Annotated in this window: 1 rRNA gene; it reads right to left on the bottom strand. The window is 37.8% G+C overall.

Features of this window, described 5'->3' with window-relative positions:
* Positions 1–638: 638 nt before the first annotated feature.
* A 5S ribosomal RNA gene (gene rrf / locus HGH91_RS30965) occupies positions 639–750 on the bottom strand.
* Positions 751–752 lie beyond the last annotated feature (2 nt).

Raw genomic sequence — 752 nt, 5'->3', positions numbered from 1 at the left:
GCTAGCGTTCATCCTGAGCCAGGATCAAACTCTCCATTGTAAAGAAGTTTTGATACTGACTAATTTCTCTCGAAATCAATCGGATCGTTTTAAATTATGTTTAGCTTTAACATTACCTGTGTTTGAACCTAAGCATCACTACTTAGATTCGTGCTGTTGTTTCCATTCTTTCAAAGAACTTTTCAATCTCTAAAGATTGTTTGTCGATGTGTGAGATCCGATCTCTGTTGACCCTTTGGCCAGAACATCTTTATTATTTTCAGAAGAACTTTTGTTAGTATGTTGCGTCGTTTGCGTTGGGGTTGCAAAGGTAGCGATCTTTTATTTAACCACCAAAACTTTTTTAGAGTTTTTTACATCTTTAATTGTCTTAGTATCAAGCACTTATCCTTTCAGATAATATGTTTAATCTATTGATAATCAAACCCATATTTCCACAAAGAACCTTAACTTTTGGTGCGGACGGCAAAGATATAACCTTTATCATTCGCAAGCAAAACTATTTACACCCTATTTCAATAAGTAATCAACCTTGATGTTGAATGTATTCCGACAGATCTGAACGATCCGCCCTATCTTCATATAGAGAAAGAAGAAAAGAAAAAGTCCTGGCATGTCACCAGGACTTTTCTTAATAAGTATGGCAGCTACCTACTCTCCCGCATGATAGTGCAGTACCATCGGCCATGAGGGGCTTAACTTCTCTGTTCGGAATGGGAAGAGGTGAACACCCTCGGCATAACCACCATAAG

It is taken from the genome of Chitinophaga eiseniae (genome assembly GCF_012641265.1).
Lineage (GTDB): Bacteria > Bacteroidota > Bacteroidia > Chitinophagales > Chitinophagaceae > Chitinophaga > Chitinophaga eiseniae_A.
This window is presented reverse-complemented; position numbering and strand designations above follow the sequence as displayed.